Genomic DNA, 24,022 nt, shown 5'->3' on the forward strand with positions numbered 1-24,022 from the left:
GACATTCGCCTTGATGAATTCCGCGGCTTCTTCTTCGGCGGAGCCACCGATTTCGCCGATCATCAGAATCGCGCTCGTCTCGGGATCCTTCTGGAATTCGGCAAGGCAATCGACGAACGATGTGCCGGGAACCGGGTCGCCACCGATGCCCACACATGTGGTGACGCCGATGCCCCGCTGCTTCAACTCAAAGAGCGCCTGGTAGGTGAGCGTGCCGGAGCGCGACACGATGCCGACCGAGCCTTTCTTGAAGATATTGCCCGGCATGATGCCGATCTTGCATTCGTCAGGCGTGAGCACGCCGGGGCAATTGGGCCCGATGAGCCGCGATTTCGAGCCCGACAGCGCCCGCTTCACCTTCACCATGTCCAGCACCGGAATGCCCTCGGTGATGCACACGATGAGCGGGATTTCGGCGTCGATGGCCTCAAGAATGGCATCCGCCGCGAAGGCCGGCGGCACATAGATGACGGACGCATCGGCACCCGTCGCCTGCCTGGCGTCCCACACCGTGTCGAACACCGGAAGCCCGATATGGGTGGTTCCGCCCTTGCCCGGCGTCACCCCCGCCACCATGCGGGTGCCATAGGCGATGGCCTGCTCGGTGTGGAAGGTGCCGTTGTTGCCGGTAATGCCCTGGCAGATGACCTTGGTGCTGCGGTTAACGAGAATGGACATCAAGCCGCCTCCTTCACTGCCCGCACGATCTTCTGTGCGGCGTCATTGAGATCGTCGGCGGGGATCACATTGAGCCCGGACTCGCGGATGATCTTCTTGCCGAGATCGACATTGGTGCCCTCGAGCCGCACCACCAGCGGCACCTTGAGGCCCACTTCCTTCACCGCCGCGATCACGCCCTCGGCGATCACGTCGCATTTCATGATGCCGCCGAAGATATTGACGAGAATGCCCTTCACCTTCGGATCGGCGGTGATGATCTTGAAGGCCGCCGCCACTTTCTCCTTCGAGGCGCCGCCGCCCACGTCGAGGAAGTTGGCGGGCTCGGCGCCATAGAGCTTGATGATGTCCATGGTCGCCATGGCGAGCCCCGCGCCGTTCACCATGCAGCCGATGGAGCCGTCGAGCGCCACGTAGGAGAGGTCATATTTGGAAGCCTCGATCTCCTTCGGGTCCTCCTCGGCGAGATCACGGAGTTCCTTGATCTCCGGGTGGCGGTCGAGCGCGTTGGAATCGAAATTGATCTTGGCGTCGAGGCAGATCAGATGGCCATCCTTGGTGACCACGAGCGGATTGATTTCCAGAAGGCTCATGTCCTTTTCGATGAAGGCCCGGTAGAGCTGGCCGATCATCTTCACGCATTGCTTGACCTGGTCGCCCTCGAGCTTCAGCGCCGCAGCGATGCGGCGCCCGACATAGCCCGTATAGCCCGCGGCGGGGTCCACCTGCACGGTGACGATCTTCTCCGGCGTGGCATGCGCCACCTCCTCGATGTTCATGCCGCCCTCGGTGGAGGCGATGAAAGCAACGCGCGAGGTGGCGCGGTCGACGAGGATCGAGAGATAGAGCTCGCGGGCGATCGCGGTGCCTTCCTCGATGTAGAGGCGCTGCACTTTCTTGCCCTCAGGCCCGGTCTGATGGGTGATGAGCTGCATGCCCAGCATGCGGGCGGCTTCCGCCTTCACATCCGCCACCGACTTGACCACCTTGACGCCGCCGCCCTTGCCGCGGCCGCCGGCGTGGATCTGCGCCTTCACCACCCAGACGGGGCCGCCCAGCGTTTCCGCCGCCTTGACCGCCTCGTCAGTCGTAAAGGCGGGAATTCCCCGCCCGGTCGCCACGCCGAAGCCGCGCAGCACGTCCTTTGCCTGGTATTCATGGATGTTCATAAGGCGCCGCCTCTCTTTACCAGTGCGTCAAGTTTTCAGGCGAGGTCCGGCGCGATGGTCGTGGCCGCCGCCATCAGCCCGTGCACCGCAGCCACCGACTTGGCGAAGCCTGCCTTGTCTTCCTCGTTGAGGGCGATCTCGGCGATGCGCTCCACTCCCTTGTCGCCGATCACCACCGGCACGCCGACATAGGTGTCCTTGACGCCATATTGGCCGGTGAGATGCGCCGCGCAGGGCAGCAGCCGCTTCTTGTCTTTGAGAAAGCTCTCGGCCATGGCGATGGCCGCGCTCGCCGGCGCGTAATAGGCGGAGCCGGTCTTGAGCAGGCCGACGATTTCGGCGCCGCCGTCCCGCGTGCGCTGCACGATCTTGGCGATGCGCTCCTCGCTGGACCAGCCCATCTTGACGAGGTCAGGAACCGGAATGCCAGCAACCGTGGAATAGCGAGTGAGCGGCACCATGGTGTCGCCGTGGCCGCCCAGCACGAAGGCTGTCACGTCCTCAACGGAGACATTGAATTCCTCGGCCAGGAAATGCCGGAAACGGGCTGAATCGAGCACGCCGGCCATGCCCACCACCATATGCGGCGGCAGGCCGGAATAGCGCTGCAGCGCCCACACCATAACGTCGAGCGGGTTGGTGATGCAGATCACGAAGGACTGCGGCGCATATTGCTTGATGCCGGCGCCCACCGCCGCCATCACCTTGAGGTTGATGCCGAGGAGATCGTCGCGGCTCATGCCGGGCTTGCGCGGCACGCCGGCGGTGACGATGCAGACATCGGCCCCGGCGATCGCCTCATAGGAATTGGTGCCCGACAGCCGGGCGTCGAAGCCCTCGACGGGGCCCGACTGGGCGAGGTCCAGCGCCTTGCCCTGCGGCAGGCCTTCGGCGATGTCGAAGATCACGATATCGCCCAGTTCCTTGAGTGCGGCGAGATGCGCCAGCGTGCCGCCGATCATGCCGCCGCCGATCAACGCGATTTTCTTCCGAGCCATGTCTGAATGTCCTTCCTGGGGCGGGCTGAAAGCCCGTTTTGCACTGCAAAAACGGCGTCTGTGTAGACCCCTTCTGTAGCACCTTCAAGGCGTGCGCCTAGTGCTTTCGAACGAGAAACTTGACCAATACGTCAAGTTTCGGCGATTTTCTTGCCCCACCAGGCGGCTGACTGCATTTCCCGCAGGCGGGAAACGGTGCGGCCGAACTCCAGGGCATGGTCGCCGGCGGGATAGATGCCATCGGGAGGTTGCGCCGAGGTGGCCACCAGCCGGACCTTGCCGTCATAGAGGGTGTCGACGAGCAGCACGAAGCGTTTCGCCTCGTTGCGGCGCTCCGGACCCAAGGCCGGAATGTGTTCGACGAAAAGCACCCGGAAACTGGCTGCCAGCGCCAGGTAATCCACCGGGCCGAGCGCCGCCTCACAGAGGTCCGCGAAACCGAAGCGGGCGCAGCCCGCCGCCGCCTGCGGCACCCGCAGGGTGCGGCCGAGCACGGCGAGGTCGACAGGCAGGCCGCGCCGGGTGTCGGTGAGCCGCTCCCACAGGTCCTGCAGCCGCGTATCGTTTTCAGGAGACAGCGGGGTGAGAAAGGTTTCATGCGCCTTCACCCGGCCCAGCCGGTAATCCGTGGGACTTTCCAGCGCAACGACGTCCAGCCGCGCGCCGATCAGGTCAATGAAGGGCAGGAACAGCTGGCGGTTGAGGCCGTCGCGGTAGAGTTCGCCCGGCGCCAGGTTCGAGGTGGTGACGATCACCGTGCCATGTTCCAGAAGCCCTTCGAACAGCCGGCCGATGATCATCGCATCGGCAATGTCGGCGATCTGTATTTCATCGAGGCACAGGAGCCGCGCCTCCCGCGCGATGGCCTTCGCCACCGGCGCAATGGCGTCCTGCGCGTTGGCCTGGCGCGCCGCATGCAACCTTGCGTGCACATCCTGCATGAAGGCATGGAAATGCACGCGCCGCTTGGGTGCGGCCGTTGTGGCTTCGTGGAACAGGTCCATCAGCATGGTCTTGCCGCGCCCCACCTCGCCGTGAATGTAGATGCCGCGCGGTGGCGGCTGGGGCTTGCGGAACTTGCTGAACAGGCCGGGCCGCGGGGCGTTTGCGGCGAGCGCCGCGGCCAGCGCGTCGAGCTTCTCCGCCACCGCCCGTTGTGCGGCATCGGGTTTCAGCGCCCCGGCCTCGCGGCGGCGGTCGTAGGACTCGAGGACGGCCCCCATCGCGGCTCAGAGCGTCTGGCCGGTCTTCTTCCAGTCGGCGAGAAACTGCTCGATGCCCTTGTCGGTGAGCGGATGCTTGACCAGCGACTTGATGACGGCGGGCGGGCAGGTGGCCACATCGGCGCCGATCAGCGCCACCTGCTTCACATGCAGCGCGGTGCGGATCGAGGCCGCGAGAATCTCGGTGTCGAAAGCATAGTTGTCATAGATCTGGCGGATCTCGGCGATGAGCTCGGTGCCATCGATGTGGATGTCATCAAGCCGGCCGATGAAGGGCGAGATGAAGCTCGCACCCGCCTTGGCGGCCAGCAGCGCCTGGTTGGCGGAAAAGCACAGCGTGACATTCACCATGCAGCCATCGGAGGACAGCGCCTTGCAGGCCTTGAGGCCGTCGAGCGTCAGCGGCACCTTGACCGTCACATTGGGCGCGATTTTCCGCAGATCCGCCGCCTCGCGCATCATGCCGTCATAGTCGAGCGAGACGACCTCGGCGGAAACGGGGCCCTGCACCAGGCCGCAGATTTCGGCGATCACGTCCTTGAACTGGCGGCCCGACTTGGCGATCAGCGAAGGGTTGGTGGTAACGCCGTCAAGAAGGCCGAGATCGGCCAGTTCCTTGATCTCCTTCACTTCGGCGGTGTCGACAAAGAATTTCATGATCTAGCGTCCTTCTTTTTCGGCGGCAGGCTTAACCTCCGGCCCTGCCCAAATCAACCGTGGATCGTGGCCGCATTGCAGCCGGGCTGCTTTGCAAAGGGCTTCGACGAAGGCCGAAAGATCGCGCTGCCGGAGCGGCGTTTGGTCCAGCGCCGTCACCGGGCGGATGAAGCGCAGGCTGTTGGTGAGAAACACAGCGTCCGCCTCCGTCAGCTCGCCCGGCGTCACCGTCCGCTCCTCCACCGCGAAGCCAAGATGCGCCGCCGCGTGGATCAGCGCCTGGCGCATGATGCCGGTCAGGATGGCTTCGCCACGGCCAGGCGTTACCAGGGTCTTCCCCTTCAGGAGAAAGATGTTGGCGATGCTGCTCGACGCCACCTTGCCATCGGCATTGAGCATCAGCGCATCTTCGCAGCCTCGCGCCGCAGCCTCGCGCGCCGCGGCGATGCTGTCGATGTAGGAGAGGGTCTTGTGGCGGCTTGCCATCGAAAACGGATTACGGCGGATGGTGCTTGTCGCCAGCGCCACCGGCCTGAACATCAATGCCGGATCGAACGGATCGCAGGTCACGAGCAGGCCCGGATTTTCGCCCTCCGCGGCAAGCCCGCGCGCCGCCACCCCGCGGGAGAGCGTCACCCGCAGCACCTGGTGGCTTGGCGGCGCCTCCGCCAGAACCGCGGCCAGCGCTTCCTCAACCCGCGCCCGGTCAAAGCCGATGCCCAGTTCGGCCGCCGCCGCCTCGAGCCGCAACAGATGCATGTTGCGCCACAAGGCCACGCGGTTGACGGCCAGCATGGTCTCGAACAGGCCGTCGCCCAGGAGCAAGCCACGTTCGCCGCGGTCGATGGCCAGCGGTCCATCAATCATCGCGCCGTTGAACCAGGTCAGGCTCATGCCGCGGTCTCCAGGAAATTCCGCAGCATGTCATAGCCGCCTTCGGTGAGGATCGATTCCGGGTGAAACTGCACGCCGAAGGTCGGGTGGCTTTGATGAGCGAGCCCCATGATCTCGCCGTCCTCGCTGCGCGCCGTCACGCGGAGCGGCGTCTCGCCCTCTTCGAGCTCGACGATCAGCGAGTGATAGCGCCCGGCGCTGAAGCGCTGCGGCAGGCCTCTGAACAGGCCCGCGCCATCATGGACGATCTCCGAGGCCTCGCCATGCATCGGCCGCTTGGCGCGGGTGACGTTTCCACCGAAGACCGCGCCCATCGCCTGATGGCCGAGGCAGATGCCGAGCAGCGGCAGCCTGCCGGAGTATTCCTTGATGATCTGCATCGATTGACCGGCCTCATGGGGCGTGCAGGGCCCCGGCGATATGACGATGGCGCGGGCCGCCGCCAGATCCTCCGCGGATACCGCGTCATTCCGCACCACCTGGGTGGGCACCCCCAGCTCCTCGAAATAGCGCGCCACGTTGTGGACGAAGGAATCGTAGTTATCGACGATCAGGATCATGCGCCGAAGGCCTCCATGACCCGCCTGACCTTGGTCAGGCTCTCCTCATATTCGGCGGCCGGGTCGGAGCGCGCGGTGATGCCGCCGCCGCCCTGCACCCGCGCCACGCCGCCCGCGAATTGCGCGGTGCGGATGGCGATGTTGAAATCGGCGCGCCCGTTGAAGCCGATATAGCCGATCGACCCGCAATAGACGCCGCGCGGCGCCGCTTCGATTTCGGCGATGATCTCCATGGCCCGGATCTTCGGGGCCCCGGTGATCGAGCCGCCGGGGAAGGCCGCGGCCAGAACATCCCCGGCGCCGAGCCCGTCCTTCAGTTCACTGACGATCACCGATACGAGATGATGGACATTGGCGTAGCTCTCGAGCCCGCACAGCACCGGCACCTTGACGCTCCCCGGCTTCGAGACCCGGGACAGGTCGTTGCGCAAGAGATCGACGATCATCACATTCTCGGCGCGGTCCTTGCGGCTCGAGGTGAGGCTGGCGATCTGGCTTGCATCGCGCGCCGGATCGGGCTCGCGGCGGCGCGTGCCCTTGATCGGCCGGGCCTCGGCGCGGGCGCCATCGAGGCTCAACAGGCGCTCGGGCGAGGATGAGGCGAGCTGGATGCCGTCATAATCAAGAAAGGCGGCGAAAGTCGCGGGGTTCTTCGCCCGCAGCACCCGGTAGAAGGCCAGCGCATCGAAGCCTGGCGGAATGGGTGCTGAAAAACACTGGGTGATGTTGGCCTGGAAAACGTCGCCCGCCAGCACATATTCGACGGTGCGGGCGATGGCCTGCTCATAGGCCTCGCGGGTGAAATTGGATTGCCAGCCAGAGATTTCATGGCTGCCAACGGCGTGCGGCTTGCCGGACAGGAGTTCTTCCAGCTGGTCGGCGCGTTCGGCGGTCTCCGAAATGATCCAGGCGCGTTCCTGCATGTGGTCGAAGGCGGCGACGCAATCGAAATGATTGAGCACCATGTCCGGGCACAGCGGCGGAAACGCCGGGATCCGGGCGCCCGGTTCCAGAAGGCGGCCGAGATCATAGGAGAGGTAGCCCGCCAGCCCACCCTGGAACGGCGGCAGGCCCGGCACGTGACGCTGGCGATTGGCGGCCAGCAGCCGGTTGATCACGGCGAGTGCCGGTTCATCGCAGGCTACGCCGTTGAGAAACACGCCGGTGCCGGTCACGTCCAGCGTGGCTTTCGGGTTGCAGGCGAGAAATGAATAGCGGCCAAGATGCTCGTCGCGCATCACGCTCTCGAGCAGGGTGAGCTGGCGCTGGCCTCTGAGCCGCAGCGCCAGGGCCGAGGGTTCGAGGCAAACGATCTCGCGGGTGTGAGGTTCTCTCATGGCGCCGCCATATAAGGCTGGAAGCGGGCTCTTCCCAAGTCTATTTCAGGCGCGATGACCGGCGATTCCGCCATAGCCGAGGTGCTGCTGCCGCTGGCGCTGGAGGGGCCTTACTCCTATCGCGTGCCGCCCGGCCTGTGGCTTGAGCCGGGCTCCTATGTCGCCGTGCCGCTCGGCCCGCGGCAGGTGATCGGCGTGGTGTGGGGCCTTGCGCCGCGGGCCGCCACCGAGAAGACGCTGCGCGACGTTGCCGCTGTCTTCGACATGCCGCCGCTCTCCGAAACCCACCGCAAGTTCGTCGACTGGCTGGCTGCCTATTATCTGGAGCCGCCGGGCAATGTGCTGCGCATGGTGCTGCGGGCGCCTGGAGCCTTCGAGGGGCCGCGCGAGCAGCTGGCCTGGCGCGCCACCGGCGAGCCGCCCAAGCGCCTCACCCCGCAGCGCGCCCGGGTGATGGAAATCGCGGCCCAGGGCTTTGCCATGCGCGCCGGCGAACTCGCCGAGGCGGCGGGGGTAGGCATATCGGTCATCAAGGCGCTGGCCCGCGACGGGGCGCTCGAAGCGGTGGCGCTGCCGGCCATGCGGCCATTCGCGGCGCCTGATCTCCTTGCTGGCGGCTATGCCCTCAACAAGGACCAGCAGGCCGCCGCCGAAGCCCTGCGCGCCGTCATCGCCCAGCGCCAGCATAAGGTCATGCTGATCGACGGCGTCACCGGGTCGGGCAAGACGGAAGTCTATTTCGAGGCCATGGCGGCAACGCTGGCGGCCGGCGGCCAGGCGCTGCTGTTGCTGCCGGAGATCGCGCTTACCCAGCCGTTCCTCGCGCGTGTCGAACGCCGCTTCGGGGTCGAGCCCGCCGCCTGGCATTCCGACCTCCGCCCGCGTGAGCGCGAGCGGGTGTGGCGCGGCGTGGCCGATGGCTCAGCCCGGATCGTGGTCGGCGCGCGCTCGGCGCTGTTTCTGCCGTGGAAGAGCCTGAAGCTCATCGTCGTCGATGAGGAGCATGACGCCGCCTACAAGCAGGATGATGGCGTTCCCTATCACGCCCGCGACATGGCGGTGCTTTATGGTTCGATCGGCAGGTTTCCGGTGGTGCTGTCCTCCGCGACACCGTCCCTCGAAACCCTGGTGAACGTCGACCGCGGCCGCTACGGCGTGGTGCGTCTCAAGGACCGGCACGGACGCCCGGAGCTTCCCGAGATCGGCCTCATCGACATGAAGCGCGCCAACCCGGAGTCCAGCGCGTGGATTTCGCCACCACTGGCCGCCGCGGTGCGCGAGACGCTTGCGAATGGCGACCAGGCGCTGCTGTTCCTGAACCGCCGCGGCTATGCGCCCCTCACCCTGTGCCGGGCCTGCGGCCACCGCCTCGAATGCCCGCAATGCGCGGCCGCGCTGGTTGAGCACCGGTTCCGCCGCCAGCTCATGTGCCATCACTGCGGCCATCTCGAAGCGATGCCGCGCGCGTGCCCGGCCTGCCACACCGAGGGCAGGCTGGTGCCGGTGGGCCCCGGCGTCGAGCGGCTGGCCGAGGAGGCGATGGAGCGGTTTCCGGATGCGCGGCTCGCCATCCTGTCGAGCGATCTCGCCCGCGGCAGCCTGCTGCGCGACGCGATCCGCGGCGTGGAGGAAGGCGAGACCAATCTGGTGATCGGCACCCAGCTGGTGGCCAAGGGCCATCATTTTCCGCACCTCACGCTGGTCGGCGTGGTGGATGCCGATCTGGCGCTGGAATCGGCCGATCCGCGCGGTGCTGAGCGCACCTGGGCGATGCTGGCGCAGGTCGCCGGGCGGGCGGGCCGCGGCCAGAAGCCGGGCCGGGCGCTGGTCCAGACCTATCTGCCGGATCATCCCCTGATGCGGGCGCTGAAGAGCGGCGACCGCGAGTCCTACCTCAACCAGGAAAAGGCGATCCGCGAGAATGCCGGCCTGCCGCCCTACGGACGGCTGGCGGCAGTCATCGTGTCGGGCGCCGAAGGCCCGGAAGTTGAGCGTTTCGCCCGCCATCTGGGCCTCGCCGCCCCGCTCGCCGACGGCATCACGGTGTTGGGGCCGGCGGCGGCGCCGATTGCCATGGTGCGCGGCCGCCACCGCTGGCGCTTTCTGGTCAAGGCCCGGCGCGAGGCCAATCTGCAGGCCTTCCTCAGGCTGTGGCTGGGCCCGGTGAAGCCCAAAGGCTCGCTTGCCCTGCAGATCGACGTCGATCCCTACAGTTTCCTGTAGCAACTCCCAGAGATTTCAGCCTTTCGCGATGGCGGCTATGAAATCCGCTTTGGCTTCGGCGGGATAGCGGTCCGGCCGTCCGAGATTGCCGCGCGCCCCGGTGCGGCACATCACTTCGACGAAGGCGCTCGTGCCGCAAGTGAGTGCGCGTTGCGTGAGCGCATTGAGCGCTTCGAGGCTTTCGGCACGATGCGCGAAACCGTAGCCGAGGCTCCGCGCAAGCTTGGCGAGATTGAGGTCCGCCGCCTTCGTGGGCTGCCCGCCTACCGATTCATGACTGCCATTGTTGATGACGATGTGGATGAGATTGCTGCAGCCGGCGCTGATCGCCAGCGCGCCCATATGCATCAGCATCGCGCCGTCGCCATCGACGCACACGACCAGGCTCTCCGGCTTTGCCAGCGCGATGCCGGCGGCGATCTGGCTCGCATGGCCCATGCCGCCCACGCAGAGAAAATCGCGCTCATGCGGCTGGCCAAGCTGGCGGCGCAATTCGAACAGCTCGCGCGAGGCGTAGCCGGTAGTGGCGACGATCAGGCTGGCGGGCGGCAGCGCGCCGAGCAGCGTGCGAAGCGCGTCCTCGCGCGAGGGCCAGGGATGGTCTGCTGACGCAGGCTTTCCGGCATAGGGCGCGAAGCTGTCCTTGCGCATCACCAGCGCCACCGGGCCCGGCCGGGCCAGGGCGTCTGCGGTGAGGCCCGCCAGCACGCCGGCGATATCGGGAGTCGACGCGTCGGCCACCGCATGGGGAATGCCCAGCGTGTCGAGCTGCGCCAGAGTGACCAAGCCTTGCTTTCGGTGCTGCGGCTCATCCTTGGCCTGCGTGCCGGTGCTCAGCACTTCGCCGCGCCAGCCGATCATCAACACCATCGGAATGCCATAGACGAGGGGGTCGGCCAGGGACACCAGCGGGTTCACGGCATTGCCAAGCCCAGAATTCTGCATATAGACCAGACTCGGCCGCCCGGTGGCGAGGTAATGCCCGGTGGCCATGGCCACGGCAGCACCCTCATTGGTGGCGATGATGTGCCGCTCCGGCGGCAGCGTGCCAGTGATGCAAGCGCAGATGTTGCGAAGCAGCGAGTCCGGCACCCCTGTGACCAAGCCTATTCCGGCCTGTTCCAGCCCGCGGACAAAATGGTTGCAGTCGATCATCACCTGGTTCCGGGAATGAGCTCGAGAATCTCGTTGATGCTGATCAGCTGCTTGTCGATCTCGGACGAGCGGCCATGGCGGAGAATCTCATGCGCGGCCCGCTTCATGGCGGGATAGGCGGCGCGCATCATGTGGTTGGCGTAGATCACGATGTTGAAGCCATGGGCGGCCAGTTCGTCTTCGGTCACCTGGTTGTAGCTCGTCGGTACGCAGACCAGCGGCAGATGGGGGAAACCGGCCCTGAACTGGCGGGCAAAAGCGAAGACCTCGTCCGGCTGCTTCTGGCGGCTGTGGATCATGATGCCGTCGGCCCCGGCCTCGGCATAGGCCCTGGCGCGGTGCAGGGCGTCATCCATGCCCTTGTCGAGAATGAGACTCTCGATCCGCGCAATGACCATGAAATCCGGGCTGATGCGGCTGGCCCGGCCGGCGCGGATCTTCTGGCAAAAGGCATCTGCATCCTCCTGGGATTGCGCGACCTCATTGCCAAGCAACGAGTTCTTCTTGAGGCCAGTCTTGTCCTCGATGATCACAGCCGAGATTCCCAGCCGCTCGATGCTGCGGATGTTGAGTTCGAAATGCTCGGGCTTGCCGCCGGTATCGAGGTCAATGATCAGCGGCTTGGTCGTCACCTCGAAGATGTTGTTGATGTTGGCGAGCCTGCTGGAGATATCGAGGGCCTCGATGTCGGGCTTGCCCATGTGGGTCGAATCGGTGAGCGAGCTTGACCAGAAGCCGTCGAACTGCCTGATCTTGGCGCCTTCCTCGGCGCGCGCATGCTCGGCGACGAGCGCCGAGATTGGGCTGTGCGCCTCGAGGAAACGGGTAATGGGCTTGGCGCGCAATAGCCGCGCCAGGGTGGATTTCCGGACCTCCGGTGTCGTCCCCACAGCCACCAGCGCCTCCGCCATGGCGCTCGAGGAGATGCCTTTGGTGTAAGGAATCTCGATCAACTTGCCGCCATATTCGTTGAGCGCCTCCAGCGCCCTGGCGCGGTAGGGCGCGAGCGGGCCCGTCAGCCAGTCATCGCCATGGACCATGACGTCCGGCCGGTAGGCTCGGATATTGGGCGCATAGTCCCATTCATTCTGCGGCACCACCCGTGCCACGCCCCGGATGTTTTCGAGGATGCGCTTGCGCTGCTCGTAGCTGAGGTAGGGAAGCCGCTTGTAATCGGCCACCGCCGCGTCGGTGAGGAGGCCCACCGTCACCTCGCCATGGCTCCGGGCGTGTTCGATTACGTTCATATGGCCATGATGCAGGATGTCGATGGTCATTCCGACATACACGGTTGGCATTTGGTCTGGGTTCTCCGGCTGGGATGAAAACGTTCCCATAGATGGCTTTCGCCGGGTCAACAAGGGATGGCAGTTCCTGTTCCTGCCGAGACCGGCTAGGAGACGACATGGCCAGACAACCCAGAGACCCTGTCCACGGCTGGGTCATGCTCGACAAGCCCTATGGCATGACCTCCACCCAGGCGCTGGCCAGGGTGCGCCACCTGTTCAACGCCGGGAAGGCGGGCCATGGCGGCACCCTCGATCCGCTGGCCACCGGCCTCTTGCCGATCGCCCTTGGCGAGGCGACCAAGACCGTGCCCTTCGCCATGGATGGCCGCAAGGTCTACCGTTTCACCGTGCGCTGGGGGGAAGAACGCTCAACCGATGACCTCGAAGGCGAGGTGACCGCCACTTCGGCCGTCCGCCCCACGCCGGATGAGATCGCCGCCATTCTGCCCCGGTTCCGGGGCGAGATCATGCAGGCGCCGCCGGCCTTTTCGGCGATCAAGGTCGCCGGCGCCCGGGCCTATGACCTGGCGCGGGCGGGAGAAGCGGTGGAGCTTGCCGCCCGTCTTGTGCAAATCGAGGCGCTGCGGCTGCTGGAGGCCCCGGACGCCGATCACGCCAGCTTCGAAGTGGCCTGCGGCAAGGGCACCTACATCCGCTCCCTGGCCCGCGACCTGGGCCGGGCGCTGGGCAGTTTCGGCCACGTCTCCGCGCTGCGCCGGGTGGCGGTGGGGCGAGCCGGGGAAGCCCAGATGATTTCGCTGGAAAAGCTTGGGGAACTCAGCCATAAGGCCCCCGGCGGAAACGCCATGACTGGGGTTTTGCTCCCGATCGAGACCGTGCTGGACGGCATCCCGGCACTGGCCATCGACGCGGATCAGGCCCGGCGCCTGAGGTTAGGGCAAGCCGTCCTCCTCAGAGGCGCGAACGCTCCCATCGCGGAAGATGCGGTTCTGGTGACGTGCGGGGGACACCCCGTCGGCATCGCCACAATCGGCGAAGGGGCGCTCAAGCCGAAGCGTTTGTTCAACCTGTAACCATTTGGAGATGGCCGAATGACCATGACTGCCGAGCGGAAATCCGCTCTCGTGAAGGAATATGCCACGAAGCCCGGCGACACCGGTTCGCCCGAAGTTCAGGTAGCGATCCTGACGGAACGCATCAATCACCTGACCGACCACTTCAAGACCCACAAGAAGGACAATCATTCCCGCCGTGGGCTTCTGACCATGGTCAGCAAGCGCCGCTCGCTTCTGGATTACCTGAAGCGGGTGGACGACCAGCGCTATCAGGCGCTCATCAAACGCCTCGAGATCCGCCGCTAAGGCGGGTCCGGGCAGGAAGTACGAGCGGGCGGATCACCGATACGCCGCCCGCGTCCCTGGCAGAGCGCGTCCGGCAATGGGGCCGGACGGGCAACACGCCCATAAGGGATGCCGTCCAGAGTGGTGGTGAACGCGTTTTCAAGCGGCGGCGAAGGGCAAAAGGAAAATCGAAATGTTCAATATCGACGTCGAAGAAATCCAGTGGGGCGGGCAGACGCTGCGCCTCGAAACCGGCCGCGTGGCGCGCCAGGCCGATGGCGCGGTATTCGCCTCGCTGGGCGAAACCACGGTGCTGGCCACCGCGGTGGCCGAGCGGTCAGCCAAGCCGGGGATCGACTTTTTCCCGCTGACCGTCAACTACCAGGAAAAGACCTATGCCGCCGGCAAGATCCCGGGCGGCTATTTCAAGCGCGAAGGCCGCCCCACCGAACGCGAGACGCTGATCTCGCGCTTGATCGACCGGCCGATCCGGCCGCTGTTCGTCGAGGGCTTCCGCAACGAGACGCAGGTGATCGCCACCGTCCTCTCCTATGACCTCGAGAACGACACCGACATCCTGGCCATGGTCGCCTCATCCGCGGCGCTCACGCTCTCCGGCATCCCCTTCATGGGCCCGGTCGGCGCGGCGCGGGTGGGCTACATCAACGGCGAATATGTGCTGAACCCGACGATCGAACAGCAGAAGCTTTCGGCGCTCGATCTCGTGGTCGCCGGCACCCAGGACGCGGTGCTGATGGTCGAATCGGAAGCCAATGAGCTTTCCGAAGACGTGATGCTGGGCGCGGTCATGTTCGGACACCGCGGCTTCCAGCCGGTGCTCGAGGCGATCATCCGGCTTGCGGAGCGTTCCGCCCGCAGCCCGCGTGACTTCACCCCGCCCGACGACGAGGCGCTTTACAACCAGGTCAAGGCCATCGCCGAGGCCGATGTGCGCGCCGCCTATGCAATCCCCAAGAAGGAAGAGCGCCACGAGGCCGTGGCCAGGGCCAAGGACAAGGTGATGGCCGCCTTGACCGGCGAGGACAAGCCGAATGCTCCGCCCGCCAACAAGATCTCCGAGGTGTTCAAGCACCTCGAGAAGGATGTGGTGCGCAACAGCATTCTCGACACCGGGCTGCGCATCGACGGCCGCGACACCAAGACGGTGCGCCCGATCATCGCGGAAGCCAGCGTGCTGCCGCGCACCCATGGCTCGGCGCTGTTCACCCGCGGCGAGACCCAGGCGCTGGTGGTCACCACGCTCGGCACCGGCGAGGACGAGCAGTACATCGACTCGCTCGACGGCACCACCAAGGGCACCTTCATGCTCCACTACAACTTCCCGCCCTTCTCGGTGGGCGAGACGGGCCGCATGGGCGCCACCGGACGCCGCGAGATCGGCCATGGCAAGCTGGCCTGGCGGGCCATTCACCCGCTGCTGCCCGCTCAGGACCAGTTCCCTTACACGATCCGCGTGGTCTCCGAGATCACCGAGTCGAACGGGTCGTCCTCGATGGCCACGGTGTGCGGCTCCTCGCTGTCGCTGATGGACGCGGGCGTGCCGCTCAAGGCGCCCTGCGCCGGCATCGCCATGGGCCTCATCAAGGAAGGCGAGCGCTATGCGGTGCTCTCCGACATCCTGGGCGACGAGGATCATCTGGGCGACATGGACTTCAAGGTGGCTGGAACCGACGAGGGTATCACCTCGCTGCAGATGGACATCAAGATCACCGGCATCACCGAGGAAATCATGCGCGTGGCGCTGTGGCAGGCGCGTGACGGCCGCCTGCACATCCTCGGCAGGATGGCGGAAGCGCTGACGGGTGCGCGCGCCTCGCTGGGCGAGCACGCGCCGAGGATCGAGACCATGAAGATCCCGACCGACAAGATCCGCGAAGTGATCGGCACCGGCGGCAAGGTGATCCGCGAAATCGTCGAGAAGACCGGCGCCAAGATCGACATCCAGGACGACGGCACGGTGAAAGTCGCCTCCTCCTCCGGCACCTCGATCGCCGCCGCCGTGAAGTGGATCAAGTCGATCGTGTCGGAGCCCGAGCTGGGCGAGATCTATGACGGCAAGGTCGTGAAGGTCGTCGACTTCGGGGCTTTCGTGAACTTCTTTGGCTCGCGCGATGGTCTGGTCCATGTCTCGGAACTGGCGCCCAAGCGGGTGGCCAAGGTGACCGACGTGGTCAACGAGGGCGACATGGTGAAGGTGAAGCTCCTGGGCTTCGACAACCGCGGCAAGGTGCGCCTGTCGATGAAGCAGGTTGACCAGGCGACCGGCGAGGACCTGTCCAAGAAGCAGGGCGCCGGTGAGGCTTCTGCGGGTGAGGACGCGCCGCAAGGCGAGTAATTGCCAACTGACAAGGGCAAGGAGGGGAGCATGACACATCTTGTGATGATCCCCGCCTTCGGCTGCGATGACGGCCTCTATGCCGGCATCGCGCCGTTGCTGCCGGCAAATGTGTTGACCTCGGTTATCATTGCCGAGGGCGAGACCTTTGGCCAGTGCGTGGCGCAGGTGCTGGCCCAGGCGCCTTCGCGTTTCGTCATTCTCGGAACATCGTTCGGCGGCCGGGTGGCGCTGGAAACGGCGCTCGCCGCGCCGGAGCGCGTCAATGGGCTGGTGGTGATCGGGGCGAGCCCCGGGCCAGCCGCCGATCGGCGCGCCGCATGGCGCCGCTCAGAACGGCTGCGGGCCGGCGAGGCCAAGCAGGTGGTGGCTGAAATGGGGGAGATGATCGCCCATCCCGATGGGCCGAACGGCCCCGCCGCGCGCCATGCCTTCATCGCCATGTGCGAGAAGATTGGCCCAGGCGTGATGACCCGCCAATCCGATGCCCTGGCCCAGCGCCAGGATCTCAGGCCAAGACTTGGGGAAATTGCCTGCCCGGCCCTAATGCTATGGGGCGTCCATGACAGGTTCTCGCCTGCCGCCGACGGCCGGAAGATGGCCGCCGCGATAGCCGGGGGCCGCTATGTCGAACTCGGCGATTGCGGGCATTTCCCCTCGCTCGAGTATCCGGCGGAAACCGCCGCTGCTATCTCCCACTGGATGGAAGACACAGGCCTCGCCCCGGCAGGGGCATGAAACGCCGCGTCCACCCCTTGATCCGGAGTTTCTGTCTCCTCAAAGGCGGGGCTCCGCTCGCCGGCAGGACCGACTAGAAACCGATGCGCAGACGCAGGCCGCCAGCGTGGCTGTAGCTGGTCTCGCCGAAGCTGCCGTCATAGTAAATACGCAGCGAGTTGCCTTCGGCGTTGAACACGTCCACCGCCGCCGAGACGTCGAAGGTCACCTGGTCCCGTTCGGTCTTGGTGATGACGACTTCGGCGTCCTCTGGGGTGTCCACGAACTGCGACGAAAGGCTGAACTGCGAGTCGCTGTAGATGGTGGCGCCTAGCTGCAGCATTGGCCGGAAGATCATGCCCTCCTCCGTCTCCCACTGCCCACCGACCTCCATCCGCGGCGACACGGAGAACAGGTTTTCCGTGTCGGACCCGATCGACATCGACATTCCGTTATCCATCGATTCCGTTCCGCCACCGTACCACAGCCTGGTGGCATCAAGGTCAACCAGCGGCTTCAGATACCACGCATCGAAGTCGAACAGATAGCCGCCCCTGATCTTGCCACTCACATAGCTGACGCTGGTATCCGCCTCGGACTTGGCTTGGAAACCACCAACGGAAATCTCGCGGCGGGTGTCCATCCAACCCTTGCCCACCGACAGGCCCGACGCCAGCACCAGCGGGCCGCCGTTATAGGCAGCCATCGCGCCCCAATGCCCAATCACACCGTCCGTGTGCGCGTTGCCACCGACGTTCTGGCTGATGTTCTCATAGCGCCCCGCCATGCCCAGCCGGATGTTTTCAGTGACTGCGGCCTGGCCGCCGCCGGCCAGCCACCAAGTCGTTTGATCAACATCACCCTTCTTGCCGGACGGGTTCCAGCCCGAGAGCCCGCTTCCGATGTTGGCCCACACGCACTGGTCTTCCTCGATATAGGCATAGACGCCCTCGCGCTGCGGGCAGCCGATCAGATCCTCGGTGAAGCTCTGCACGCTGTTCGCCGTGCCCTTCACCAAAGCGATCGGGGGGTCCGTCCGCTTGACCTCTTTACTTGGTTCTTCTGACATGGTGAAGCTCAGCACCAGCTTGTCGGTGTCGACGACGTTCAAGGCATAGGTGAAGCCTGGAGCGATCGCGCTATCGACAAGTTCCAGCGTCAGCCCGTTGTTTGTCACAATGCCATCCGTGCTTTCAAGAATGACAAACGATTGTACGGCGTTAACGACAGTACCGGACCATTGCTGTGCGACCACCGTGCCCGAGAGAACGGCATTACCTGTCAGGACCAGCGCATCGTTGGCGCGGTTGCCCGGCGACGCAGAGGGCTTGAAGTCGACATGGAAGGTGCCGTTGGCAGCCTGAGAGAGATTGCCCTCAAGGTTGATTTCTCCAATCGAAGCGCTGCCGGAAACGTCGTTAAATATGGAAAAGTCTCCGGGCGAGATGGTTCCGGCATTGGCTGTTAGCCCGTCCGGTCCATTGAAGATCTTGCCGATGCCGGAGAGCAGCGCATCATGCGAGATGTTCACTTCCAGCGCGCGCACACTAGAGTTGTCTGCCAGCAAGCTCAACTCACCACGGTTCAGGGTGAGTGACGAACCAGTTCCGCCGCCGGTGTCCAGGGTTGACTCAACAGCCGGATTACTGGCCGCACCAAGCAGGAACTTGCCGGTCGAACCCGATTCGAGGTTCAACTCAATCGTCTCGAAGCCGGTGAAGGCGGCCGCGGCGATATTCCGCTGTGCCCCGCTGTCAGTTTCAATTTGGAGGAAGTCGGCGCCGGTTTCTCCGGCCACCGCACCCCATTGGGAGCCGCTGGCCCGCAGAATATAGCTATCGCCGTCCGCGCCGAGGTTCACGGAAGTGTTCATGATGCCCGCGTTGTCGATGCTCTGTGCGCCCGCGGCGCCCGTCAGGGAGCCCGCGCCGCTGTTTACCGCGAGCCAGGCCCCGGCGGCGTTCAGGAACTTGGTGTTGGCACCAGACATGGCCATGGCGCTGGACACCCAAGCGCTGCCTTTATTCTCGAGCGTGCCGCCCTGCACGTCGAGGCCGGCGAGGCTGGTCGTGGTGTCAAGAGTAAGCTTGCCGGCCCCGGTTTTGTTCAGGGTGCCAGCGCCATCACCCAGCAGCCCGGTCAGGGTCATAGTGAATGTCTGGGTGTTGAGGAACGCCGCGTCATTGACGTCGATAAGATTGCCGACGGTCAGGTTGTCGGCCGCCGCCAGCAGCGTAGTGCTATTCTCCATGGTCAGCGCGCCGGTGCCCAGAGCGTTGTTGCTGCCAACCCCGAGCGTGCCCAGGTTGAGCAGCACACCGCCGTTAAAGTCGTTGTTGCCGGTGAGAATCAGCTGTCCAGCGCCATTCTTGACAATGCCGTAGCTGTTGGCGCCGTCCGTGATGAACGTATTGATGGTTGCCGTCATTCCGCCGTCAACCGACATTGACGTACTGGTTGGCGTCGAGCTTTCGGGGAGCATCATGAGGGTACCGTCACCCCCCAGCACGTAACCATCCTTCCTGAAATCCAAGCCGCCGAACAGTTGCGTTCCCTCGACTGTCACCGCCCCTCCGCCGAGCTCGCCGGCAAAAATGGCGGTCATGGACTGAGGCCACGCGTTGTTTGACGAACCGTTCTCAACCGTCCAGTTCAAATTGCTAGAATTCCAGACGCCCTGACCGCCATCGACCGTGCCGATATTCGGTGTAGTGCCGACTCCACCATCCCAGTAACGGCCCACTGGCGGCGGCGGCGGCGGACTGTTCATCGTAAATCTGAGTACGAGCTTGTTGGTATCGACCACAACAAGAGACGCCGTGATGTTGGGCGCCACGTTACTGTTGTCGAGTTGAAGCCCAAGGCTGCCAATGGTAACAGTGCCGCCAGTGCTTTGCAGGATAACGAAGTCCTGTTCGACGTTGACCTGCGTAGCAGTCCACTGGCTGGCCCTCACCATTCCCGAAAGATTAGCGCTTCCGGACAGGACGAGAACATCTGACGCGCGATTCGATGCGGCATCATCCGGCTTGAAATCAACCAGGAAGACGCCGCTACTTTGATTAACATCGCCGGTCAGGTTGGTTGTGAAGAGATGGCTTGTTCCACCTACATTCAGGTTACCCTTATTCGTGAGGACCTCGCCGGCGCCGAGGTTCACTGTATCGCCGGTCAGGAAGGTTCCACTCGTCTCATTCAAGAAACTGTCGGTACCAGTGCCAAGATTGACACTGCCGGTCACCAGGCCAAAATTTGTTACGGCGTCGTTGCCCTGACGGCCCCAGATGGCAAGCTGGTTGAGAACGGTTGCAGTGTTGCCCGCATTTCTGACATGCGCCGTGCCCATGATCTGCAGGGTGTTGTTCACGCCGCCGACATTCGTGGTGCCGCCATCGCCAAACTCGACGCCAGCGAACTTACTCGCGCCCGTCGTAAGCCCGGCCACCTTAACGCTGAGGTTGGCGTTGCCCTCCACAACAATCGCGGAGTTGCTGGCCGAAACGGCATCACCCTGCATGTCCACCGAGACAGTGCCGGTCGCACTCCACCCCCGCGCGAAGACAGCCTCCTGCACAGTGTCCAGGCTTCCGCTGACGTTCACCGTGACGGTACCGCCGCTCCACGACCGGGCAAAGATGCCCTGTGAAACTTTGGTCGTCCCGCCCAGCGCACCCTTGAACCCGCCATTGGTGGAAACAATTATGTTGCCAGTATTGGATACGGCCCGGATACCGATGCTGTTGGCGTTGATGGCGCCAAGGGCTGTAATAGTGACGTTGCCCGTCCCCTCAGCGTAGCCATAAATGCCCTGTGAAGTTGCAGCCGTTGCGGTGACCGCCTGATGGGTAGTCACCGCCAGGTTGCCATTCCTGACATAACCGTACACGCCACGGGTGGTGCCGGTTACCTGGGCGTTGGCGGTAATGGTGACCGCTCCCGACCCTTGCTTTACCTTGGCGTAGATGCCCATGCCGTCGGCTGACGTGACGTCTCCGGAGGCAGTGATGGTGATTGATCCCCCATTCGACGAACGGACGCCAATGGCGTGATCGGTGGTTCCGGAGGTATCGAAAACGGAAGTAACCTTTCCGTTTGTCGTGATATTCGCGGCGCCGGACGAAATCGAGGCATAGATAGGGCGGTTCGTTGCACTGATGTCGCTGCTGGTTGTCAGATTGACGACGCCGCTGCCAGTTACGTTGGCTTGGATTCCGTAGGAAACAAGAGATGACCCACCGGTCTGGCCTCTGATCTGGCCAGTTACTGAGATGTCTGTCGTGCCGTTTTGAGCGTCCGTAATAATTCCAAACAGCTTCGCGTTGAGGGTGTTGGCCGAGGTCACGCTAACCGTGCCGCTTCCGGAACTGCGGGCCCGGATTGCGATGCCCTTGTTACTGCTAACTCCCGACGCCGTGATGGTGCCGCCAGGCGTCACGGTTGCTGTGCCGCTGCCGCTCCGCACTTCGACACCGTCATTGGCGGCTGTAACATCGCCGGTCATGTTGAATGTGGCCGCGCCAGACGCCCTCACATACACGCCATTGGAAAGGGTGCTAGTTACGGTTGCCGAGCCCGTGACCAGAGCCGACCCGTTTTGAGAAATGACGCTGATGGCTATTTCGCGAAGCGCGGTCACGCTGCCAGTAAGGGTAGCAGATACGTTGCTGCCGCCATCAATCGCCACGCTCGTCCCGTCGCTGGATATCGTGCCAACACTCGTCAATGTTGCCAGGCCGCCCGATGTGATCTGGATCCCCCGCGCCGAACTGTTGACGGTACCGGAGCCCCCCGTGATATTGCCAATGCTGTCGACCTTCACCTCGCCTGAGCCAGTTGTGGAGGACGCATCAATAACAGCGGCAGAGGTATCGCTGCCGATACCGGCGACGAGGTTCACCCTGTTGGTGACCGTGACATTGCCCGTTCCACTGGTCGCGCCTTTGCTATAGGCTCTGATGGCGGAGCTGTTCATCGAGGTCACGCTGCCTGTCATGGTGCTCACGCTCACCGTGCCGGAGCTGCTGCTTGTATAGGCAAAAATACCTTGCCGGCTGGCTTGCACGACACCGTTGCTGACGACGGATACCACACCGCCAGCTCCAGTATCCCTCGACCGGGCGAAGATTCCGCGATTGTTGGTCGCGGTCACGTTGCCGGAAGAATTGACGACAACCAGTCCGCCGGCTAAATCGCTTGAGGCGAAGATGGCCGCCCGGAGACTCTGGTATGCGCCGTTGGTGGTGACGTTCGCGGCGCTGGTGATCGAGACCTCTCCGCCCACACCGCGGATGCCGTCATACTTGCTGGCCGTAACGCTTCCGCCAGTGGCGCTAATCATCGCCTTTCCGCCATATAAAGCCAGGACGTCGATACCGTCTGCAAAACCCTTGATGACGCCAGCGGTCGTTACCGAGACGCCTTTTAGGCCGCCTTTAGCGTTGATCGCGTCTTGACTGGTCGACTCGATGTTACCCGTCAGGTTTACGGTCACCTTCCCGGACTTGCCTGTTGAGTTATCCGATTTCTCGCTGCTAGCCGCAATAGCAGCCAGCTTAGCGGTCACGTTCGAACCTGACGAAACTTCGACGTCGCCCGCCTGGCCTCCGTCACTGGCTTTGTTCCGGACAGCTACGCCGGCCCCCGTCTGAGCAGTGATGTCCCCCACGGAGCTGACGTCGACTTTGCCGTCTCTTCCATAAGCGCTAATGCCGGCATCACCGGAGATAATGCCTGTCTGAAGAATGTTGATCGCACCGGTGCCACCGGCAATGGCACTTATGCCTCCTCCCCCGCTGATAAGCCCGGTGTTTGTAATCTGCACCCCATTGCCGTTGCTCTTGGCGTATATGCCGTACCCGATGGCCGAACTTATAGAGCCCTGCGAATTGATGGTGATGAAACCAGAGGTAGCTTCGGCACGGATGCCGTGGCCGCCGTAAAAGAAACCGATTGTGGTTGTGGCGGCGATGTTCGCCGTGTTCACAACCGAAACGCTGCTGCCGCCCCGGGCGAAGATGCCGAGTTGGTCACCAGTTACACTGCCGGCCGAGGTCACGCTGACGGCGCCATTGCCTGCTGCATTAATTCCGGCAAATCCGCCGTTCATAACACCGGTGGCGCTAACCGTGACGTTGCCGGACCCGCCGGTCGCAGAAACGGCGTGACTGCCGGCTGTGATGTTGCCGATGACCGTAACATCGGCCTGGCTGGACCCGGATGTTTGCGCATTTATGCCAGCTCCATTAGCGGCCGAGATGTTGCTAAAAACATCGACCCTCACGTCGCCCGCCGCCGAGGCGAACACCCCGTCCGCTGTGTTGCCCAGGGGGTTGAAGGCGGTGATGGTGCCGCCGGAATTGACCGTTACGGTCACCGGGCCGCCGAGGCTCTGGGCAAAAATTCCCCAGCCGGTCGTGCTGATGGTGGCGTTATTCGTAACCGTCACCGCGCCGGAGCCCTTGTTGACAATGTTGATGCCGAAAAAGGAGTTGGTGATCGTGCCGTTATTAGTCACCGTCGTCGCGCCGGTCACGGATTGCTTCGTGGCGTTCGTTCTCACGAGAATGGCGCTGGACGCTTTGGTTACGTTGGCGTTGTTGGTGATTGTCACCGCGCCAGAATCATTAACCGCGTAAATGCCGTCCCACACGGTAGAGTAGATAGTGCCGCTCGCGGTGACGTTGATCGTTCCCGATACGCTCACCGCCGTAATGCCATGCGAGCGCCAGAGCTTCCCGATAAGGCCGGGCAGCTGAAAGGCGTCCGGCGTCGTGTTGGTCGTTCTGATGTTTCCCGTGCTGGTGATTTCGACGTTGCCCGTGCCGTAGTTCCGGGCATCGATGCCCCTGTTGAAAACAGTCAAGTCTCCGGTGTTGTTGATGCTGACGAGCTTTGAACCTTCACTCGTCGCATAAATGCCGATGTAGTTGGAAGTAATCATCCCGTTGTTGGTCACCGACACCGCGCCCGTGGTGCTCCGGGCGGTAATTGTGCCTTGGTACATGGAACCAATGGGGTTGGCCGTCGTGTTGTCCAAATCCCCGGTGCTGTTCACCAGCACATCGCCATCCCCCATAGTTCTGGCATCGATCGCCAAAGAAGGCGCCTGAATATTAGCTCTGCTGATGACCGTTACCGCGTCGCCCACGCTGCTGTACGCCTTGATGCCGATCGTACCGGAGTCGGCCGTGGGTTCGTTGACCTTGAGCGAATAGAACCCATCCTGCGGATTGGCCTTGGTCAAGTTCACGTCAACAATGATTGGCCCGGCGGCAATGTTATTACTCACCAGACTCACGACAGGTTGTCCCCGAAGAAGTGGATCCGGGTTCTTGAACAACACGATGTCGCCAGACACCTGGTTCACGAACAAGGCCGAGGTCGACGGATGAACAAACCCAAGAGGACCGGACAGCGCTCCGGAGCAGGTCACAATCGGACCCGTCGTGCAGCCCTGGGCCTGCGC

The 24,022-nt window shown here is 63.9% G+C and carries 16 protein-coding genes; 5 read left to right on the plus strand and 11 right to left on the minus strand.

What is annotated here, in order from left to right:
* From sucD to pabB, 8 genes are all read right to left on the minus strand, one after another.
* On the minus strand, window positions 1-678 hold a 678-nt coding region (gene sucD / locus ACKOED_RS08685; RefSeq protein ID WP_408916201.1), incomplete at its 3' end, for a succinate--CoA ligase subunit alpha.
* Window positions 678-1,847, minus strand: a complete 1,170-nt coding sequence (sucC, locus tag ACKOED_RS08690; RefSeq protein WP_408916202.1) for an ADP-forming succinate--CoA ligase subunit beta — start codon at window positions 1,845-1,847, stop codon at window positions 678-680. The genes sucD and sucC, both read right to left, overlap by 1 nt.
* Window positions 1,848-1,882: 35 nt before the next feature.
* Window positions 1,883-2,845 (minus strand): malate dehydrogenase, encoded by a 963-nt coding sequence (gene mdh, locus ACKOED_RS08695; RefSeq protein WP_408916203.1) that lies wholly within the window; start codon window positions 2,843-2,845, stop codon window positions 1,883-1,885.
* 131 nt (window positions 2,846-2,976) lie between these two features.
* Window positions 2,977-4,068, minus strand: coding sequence for a cell division protein ZapE (gene zapE / locus ACKOED_RS08700; protein WP_408916204.1), 1,092 nt, complete (start codon window positions 4,066-4,068; stop codon window positions 2,977-2,979).
* A 6-nt stretch (window positions 4,069-4,074) separates the two neighbouring features.
* On the minus strand, window positions 4,075-4,725 hold the full coding sequence (fsa, locus tag ACKOED_RS08705) for a fructose-6-phosphate aldolase (RefSeq protein ID WP_408916205.1): 651 nt from the start codon (window positions 4,723-4,725) through the stop codon (window positions 4,075-4,077).
* 3 nt (window positions 4,726-4,728) lie between these two features.
* The gene (locus tag ACKOED_RS08710) at window positions 4,729-5,619 is read right to left on the minus strand and encodes an aminotransferase class IV (protein ID WP_408916206.1); all 891 of its coding nucleotides are present in this window, start codon (window positions 5,617-5,619) and stop codon (window positions 4,729-4,731) included.
* Window positions 5,616-6,179, minus strand: coding sequence for an anthranilate synthase component II (locus tag ACKOED_RS08715; protein ID WP_408916207.1), 564 nt, complete (start codon window positions 6,177-6,179; stop codon window positions 5,616-5,618). The genes ACKOED_RS08710 and ACKOED_RS08715 overlap by 4 nt, the downstream gene beginning before the upstream one ends.
* Window positions 6,176-7,516, minus strand: coding sequence for an aminodeoxychorismate synthase component I (pabB, locus tag ACKOED_RS08720; protein ID WP_408916208.1), 1,341 nt, complete (start codon window positions 7,514-7,516; stop codon window positions 6,176-6,178). The genes ACKOED_RS08715 and pabB overlap by 4 nt, the downstream gene beginning before the upstream one ends.
* A 54-nt stretch (window positions 7,517-7,570) precedes the next feature.
* On the opposite strand from pabB, the gene ACKOED_RS08725 reads away from it, so the two are divergent.
* Window positions 7,571-9,739: a primosomal protein N' gene (locus ACKOED_RS08725; RefSeq protein ID WP_408916209.1), complete on the plus strand. Its 2,169-nt coding sequence runs from the start codon at window positions 7,571-7,573 to the stop codon at window positions 9,737-9,739.
* Between the two features lie 15 nt (window positions 9,740-9,754).
* On the opposite strand, the gene aepY is transcribed toward ACKOED_RS08725, so the two are convergent.
* A complete protein-coding gene (gene aepY, locus ACKOED_RS08730) occupies window positions 9,755-10,894 on the minus strand; it encodes a phosphonopyruvate decarboxylase (protein WP_408916210.1) in 1,140 nt (379 codons plus the stop codon).
* Window positions 10,894-12,192, minus strand: coding sequence for a phosphoenolpyruvate mutase (gene aepX, locus ACKOED_RS08735; protein ID WP_408916211.1), 1,299 nt, complete (start codon window positions 12,190-12,192; stop codon window positions 10,894-10,896). Before aepX ends, aepY begins: the two co-directional genes overlap by 1 nt.
* Before the next feature lie 107 nt (window positions 12,193-12,299).
* Here aepX and truB point away from each other — a divergent pair, with 107 nt between their 5' ends.
* The 4 genes from truB (at window position 12,300) to ACKOED_RS08755 (ending at window position 16,578) form a co-directional block, all read left to right on the plus strand.
* Window positions 12,300-13,217, plus strand: coding sequence for a tRNA pseudouridine(55) synthase TruB (gene truB, locus ACKOED_RS08740; protein ID WP_408916212.1), 918 nt, complete (start codon window positions 12,300-12,302; stop codon window positions 13,215-13,217).
* An 18-nt stretch (window positions 13,218-13,235) separates the two neighbouring features.
* Window positions 13,236-13,505 (plus strand): 30S ribosomal protein S15, encoded by a 270-nt coding sequence (gene rpsO, locus ACKOED_RS08745; protein WP_408916213.1) that lies wholly within the window; start codon window positions 13,236-13,238, stop codon window positions 13,503-13,505.
* A 172-nt stretch (window positions 13,506-13,677) separates the two neighbouring features.
* Window positions 13,678-15,840 carry a polyribonucleotide nucleotidyltransferase gene (gene pnp / locus ACKOED_RS08750; protein ID WP_408916214.1) on the plus strand — a complete coding sequence of 721 codons (2,163 nt, stop codon included), beginning with the start codon at window positions 13,678-13,680 and terminating at the stop codon, window positions 15,838-15,840.
* A 30-nt stretch (window positions 15,841-15,870) separates the two neighbouring features.
* Complete coding sequence (locus ACKOED_RS08755) at window positions 15,871-16,578, plus strand: alpha/beta fold hydrolase (protein ID WP_408916215.1); 708 nt, start codon at window positions 15,871-15,873, stop codon at window positions 16,576-16,578.
* Between the two features lie 73 nt (window positions 16,579-16,651).
* On the opposite strand, the gene ACKOED_RS08760 is transcribed toward ACKOED_RS08755, so the two are convergent.
* Complete coding sequence (locus tag ACKOED_RS08760; RefSeq protein WP_408916216.1) at window positions 16,652-23,923, minus strand: hypothetical protein; 7,272 nt, start codon at window positions 23,921-23,923, stop codon at window positions 16,652-16,654.
* Between the last annotated feature and the right edge of the window lie 99 nt (window positions 23,924-24,022).

The sequence above is a fragment of the Aestuariivirga sp. genome (assembly GCF_046093005.1).
Taxonomy (GTDB): domain Bacteria; phylum Pseudomonadota; class Alphaproteobacteria; order Rhizobiales; family Aestuariivirgaceae; genus Aestuariivirga.